A 4777-nucleotide genomic window follows, 5' to 3' on the forward strand; every position below is an offset into this window, starting at 1 on the left:
GAAGTTTGGTAGAAGCTGGTTGCGTGTATGTTGCAAAGCCACCGTTATTCAGAATTGATGTTGGCAAACAAGTGTATTATGCAAAAGATCTCAATGAGCGAGATACTAGTGTTGTGATTTTAACAGTTATTGTTTTATTACTTTTGGTCCAGATGGTTCAAATGCTTGGAGATTGGTTAGCCAAATTACGTTAATCAAGCTCAATCAAAAAGCACTCTTGTTTGAGTGCTTTTTACATTTTAATTTCCTATGGAAAGTAGATTTCGTTCGCAGCCTTGAATGTATTGACATGCAATGGAACTAAATCCTCAAGCTCCTGATACCCCCCTGCCAATACAAACAACATCGGAATTTTCATTTTTTTTGCCATTTCAAAAACCAATCGATCTCGTTCAAACAACAACTCTGTTGTAAACCATTTAGAACCATATTTATCCAGTTGATGACAATCCATTCCTGCTTGATAAATTATAAGATCCGCCTCCCAACGGGAAGCATAATTAAACGCTTCAAAGATCGCTTCTCGATAGAGATCAAAATTACCTTGTTTTGGATGAATATATCGGGTCAGACTGCGTTCATTCGCTTTACAGCCGAAACGGATACCAAAAATCCCAAAGTTGACTAGATTGGTCATTCGGTTGGTAAAAATTGCTGTACCATCACCACCATGCTGATCGCAATCCAAAATAAAGATTCTTTTTTCAGGGAATTGCTTTGCAACCAGCGCTAAACCATTGAATGTGCAATATGCTGCACCAGACTCATAACTTGCATGATGAAAACCTTGTGCAATATTTGCAGCAATACCCTCATTTAATGCGATTTCTGCACCCAATAACTGCCCCGCCTGAACGGATAAAATCGCATCACGTAATTGCGTATTCCAAGGTTTAAACCCTTGTACTGTCGCAAAAGCAGATTCACCTGAGATAAAAGCTTCAACATATTGTGGATTGTGCAATTTCTTTAAAATTTCAACATCAATCAGTCCAGGATCAATGAGCTCAACCATTTTATTTTCATACAGTACATCCGCAACTGCGGTCAATTTTTCCATGCTGTTGGTATGCGTTTGAGCATAATAGCGCGGAGAATAACAAGCTTTTAGCATGGATGTCCTACGCATATTTGATCTTGAGCAATTTCCATGAGTTGGCTCAACTCAGTTGTATCTGGTCGGAACAGCCCATTATCCACTTGCTGTTTAAAATGATAACCAAATGCACGCGCACGATTTTGCGGAGAAACAGCTAAAGTGGTTAACCGTAAAAACCAAAAACCGTTCATTTGTGAAATAGGAATGACATAACCTTTGTATTGCTGATTCTGATGTTTGTCCAAGTGATCTAAATCATAATTTGCAGAAAATAGACTCCCTGCAGGTAACCTTACCCCATTCATCATTAACGGCACTAAGCTGATACAGGAGTGATTGTCACCCATATTCATCTTTTCCATCATAATAGGCTGGTCTTGCTCATCTACAAAGATATTGATTTCACCTTGTCTGAGTAACCGATGATGTGCAATACGTAAGAAGAATTTTTCCGCCATTGGACATGAGCCTACTTTTGGCTTTTCCTCCAAAGACTCACACTCAATCATTTCTAAATTTTTAGCATCTTGCGGGAGAATAATATCCGCGAGTAACTGACAAATTAAAATACTTTCTTCAAGTTCAGCATATTGATACAAGGTTCTTAAAGTCGCTTGAAAATCAACTTCCTGTCTTAAATTTTGTGTAAATGTTTCTTGCGGATTGAGTTTTCCTAGGCAAGTTTCCACATCTGCATTCGTGTCCAAATTGCGCCAAGTTCCTAGCTCCAAACCATATAAAGAAGCTTGATTTAAAATATTCTTTAAACCCTTGGTTTCATATTCTTCAAAAATTCTAAAGTCTTGAAAACCGATCAGATCACGCGGTTGAGAAACAAATTCTGCAATCACCCGTGTTGCTTGAGTATAACCACAGCCCCGACGCTCAGTTTGGTGACTAAAGTGCTCATTCAACATTTCGGTAAGCTTGGCAGACAAAGGGTGTAAATATTTTTTGAAGATAACAACAACTTCATGATCTACCAAATCAGACATAACTTCCCTCGCTTTCTTCTTATGATTTCCCTACATTCGATCTTATGCATTCACTCTATACTTATCTTATTCACTGTAATCTTTTAAATTATTTAGCTTAAATTAAATATCTGTTATTCGAGTCAAGATGAATGTAAATCATTAACTTATAAACCTTTTATATCATCTTTATTCAAAATACTACACTTGTCAACCATAAAGATAATGGCTGATTTCAGTCGTCATATACTGCCCTAAAAAGTCAGTAAAACACATCGAACTCCTACAGCTTTTGCACTATGAATCTTTTACACTTAAACTAATATAATCGGTTAAATTTCACAATTGGCCGCACAATAACCTCTTGAAACAAAGATTTAGGATTCGGCTATGCATTATAAAATTCATGCAATTGACGTTAAAAACGCCTTAAAAAATTATATTTGGTTATTGGAAGATACGCATACCAAAGAAGTTGTTGTAATTGATCCTACTGAGGCACATCTTGTGACACAGTTCTGCGCCGAGCATCAATTGCAATTAAAGCAAATATGGCTGACACATTGGCATCGCGATCATACGGATGGAGTTTCAGGCTTATTGGCAGATCAAAATATTCCTGTTTATGGCCCTCGTGATGAGCTAAGTAAAATATCTTTAATTTCCAATCCATTACAAAACAATGATCATTTCCACTTTAATCATCTCAAAATTGAGATTATTGCAACTCCTGGTCATACTCTCGGTCATATCACCTATTTTATTGAAGAAATCGACAGCTTATTCTGTGGAGATACTCTATTTGCAATGGGTTGTGGTCGTTTATTCGAAGGGACTGCCGAGCAAATGTATCATTCACTCAATCGGCTCGCAGCTTTGCCTATTCAAACCAAAGTGTACTGTACACATGAATATACATTAGCGAATGCCGAGTTTGCCTTAACCGTTGAACCACATAATGTCGCGTTGCAAGAGCGCTTTAGAGAAGTTCAAGCACTGAGAGATGCGGGGCAAATCACACTGCCAAGTACAATTGAATTAGAGCTAGAAACCAACCCTTTCCTGCGAACAGAAAGTGCTGAAGACTTTGCTCGAATTCGCAGTTTAAAAGATCAGTTCTAAACAAGAAATTACATGTTGCGCATTCATTTTTCACTTTAGCAATAAAGTGAAAAATGAAATTATTTTTTACATCTTTAAATACGAAAAACTTAACAATAGCAATTGCTTATTTTGCAACCAATGTTAATTTTATAACTAAAATACAAGTACATATAAAATCTAATTTTTAAGCCAATCTTTTTTGATTACTTCAGTTTTACAATATTTACAAGCCGAAAAATAAATATATGCATCACCCCTTTAAAAATTTTCAAGACACCCTTATTAATAATTACAAGTTCACAAGGAGTTCTGTTATGAAAAACAGAGTTGTTAAAGCAAAAAATTTAGTCGCTTTTCGTATTTGGTTAGAGAAATTAGGATATTCAGTTAAAAACTTAGCAGACAATCGTGGCTTTACTTTTAGTTTTAAAAAAGAATATGGTTTGGTGACTTGTGATCTTTCTGGTAATGCTTTAGCCATGCAACTTGGCGAAGAGTTCGAAGATCATTTAAAAGCATAATGGTAAATTTTGCTGATTAGGGTTTCAAAAGGATAAGGAACCCTAAAATACGATTAACAATTTTTCTTTTATCTTTCCTCGCTGCAATCTCTCATTTTCTGACCATCTGTCATAAAAATAACATTGGAACAAAAGTGATTTCCAAGTATTATATTGCCCTAGTCGAGGGATGCTGCGACAAGTGATCGGTACTAAAGATCAATTTGCCAGGCTCGACGATCGGTTGAACATTCGCTTTAACCAACAACGGCATCCGCGAACAGAATGATCCATACTATTTTTTCTAGGAGATCCTGATGAACGCGGTGAATGCTTCATTTACAGATTATAAAGTTGCTGATATTTCCCTTGCTGACTACGGTCGTAAAGAGATCAAACTTGCTGAAGCAGAAATGCCAGCTTTGATCGGCTTACGTAAGCGTTATTCAGCTGCTAAACCTCTTGCGGGCGCAAAAATCTTGGGTTGTATCCACATGACAATCCAAACTGCTGTTTTAATTGAAACATTAGTTGAGCTTGGTGCAGAAGTTCGTTGGACATCTTGCAACATCTTCTCTACTCAAGATCATGCTGCTGCTGCGATCGCTGCAAGTGGTGTTCCAGTATTTGCTTGGAAAGGCGAAACTGAAGAAGAATACGTTTGGTGTTTAGAACAACAGATCAATGTGAATGGTCAGCCTTGGGATGCCAACATGATCTTGGATGATGGCGGTGACTTAACTGCACTTGTTCATGAAAAATACCCTGCGCTTTTAGAACGTATTCACGGTATTACTGAAGAAACAACGACAGGTGTTCAACGTCTGTTAGAAATGTGGAAAGATGGTTCACTTAAAGTTCCAGCAATCAATGTCAACGATTCAATCACAAAATCTAAGAACGACAACAAATACGGCTGCCGTCATTCATTAAATGATGCAATCAAACGCGCGACTGATATGTTGCTTTCTGGTCGTCGTGCGCTTGTGATTGGTTACGGTGACGTTGGTAAAGGTTCTGCTCAATCTTTACGCCAAGAAGGCATGATCGTTCGTGTGACTGAAGTTGATCCAATCTGTGCAATGCAAGCATGTATGGAT

Annotated in this window: 5 protein-coding genes and 1 pseudogene; 4 read left to right on the top strand and 2 right to left on the bottom strand. The window is 37.5% G+C overall.

Annotated features, from left to right (window positions below; all coding sequences use genetic code 11):
• Positions 1–104: pseudogene (locus B4237_RS17650) on the top strand (hypothetical protein); the annotation flags it as partial.
• Positions 105–247: 143 nt separating this feature from the next.
• On the opposite strand, the gene B4237_RS08295 reads toward B4237_RS17650, so the two are convergent.
• On the bottom strand, positions 248–1114 hold the full coding sequence (locus B4237_RS08295) for an acetoin utilization protein (RefSeq protein WP_007479278.1): 867 nt from the start codon (positions 1112–1114) through the stop codon (positions 248–250).
• Positions 1108–2094 carry a hypothetical protein gene (locus B4237_RS08300; protein WP_278596408.1) on the bottom strand — a complete coding sequence of 329 codons (987 nt, stop codon included), beginning with the start codon at positions 2092–2094 and terminating at the stop codon, positions 1108–1110. Before B4237_RS08300 ends, B4237_RS08295 begins: the two co-directional genes overlap by 7 nt.
• 369 nt (positions 2095–2463) lie before the next feature.
• Between B4237_RS08300 and gloB the strand changes: the two genes are divergently transcribed.
• The 3 genes from gloB to B4237_RS08315 all read left to right on the top strand — a co-directional run.
• Complete coding sequence (gloB, locus tag B4237_RS08305) at positions 2464–3195, top strand: hydroxyacylglutathione hydrolase (protein WP_007479282.1); 732 nt, start codon at positions 2464–2466, stop codon at positions 3193–3195.
• A gap of 296 nt (positions 3196–3491) precedes the next feature.
• Complete coding sequence (locus tag B4237_RS08310) at positions 3492–3698, top strand: hypothetical protein (RefSeq protein WP_004878555.1); 207 nt, start codon at positions 3492–3494, stop codon at positions 3696–3698.
• Between the two features lie 296 nt (positions 3699–3994).
• Positions 3995–4777 (top strand): adenosylhomocysteinase (locus B4237_RS08315; RefSeq protein ID WP_286942651.1); only part of this gene is annotated, 783 nt, incomplete at its 3' end.

The organism is Acinetobacter sp. UBA6526, from assembly GCF_002434875.1.
Classification (GTDB): domain Bacteria; phylum Pseudomonadota; class Gammaproteobacteria; order Pseudomonadales; family Moraxellaceae; genus Acinetobacter; species Acinetobacter venetianus.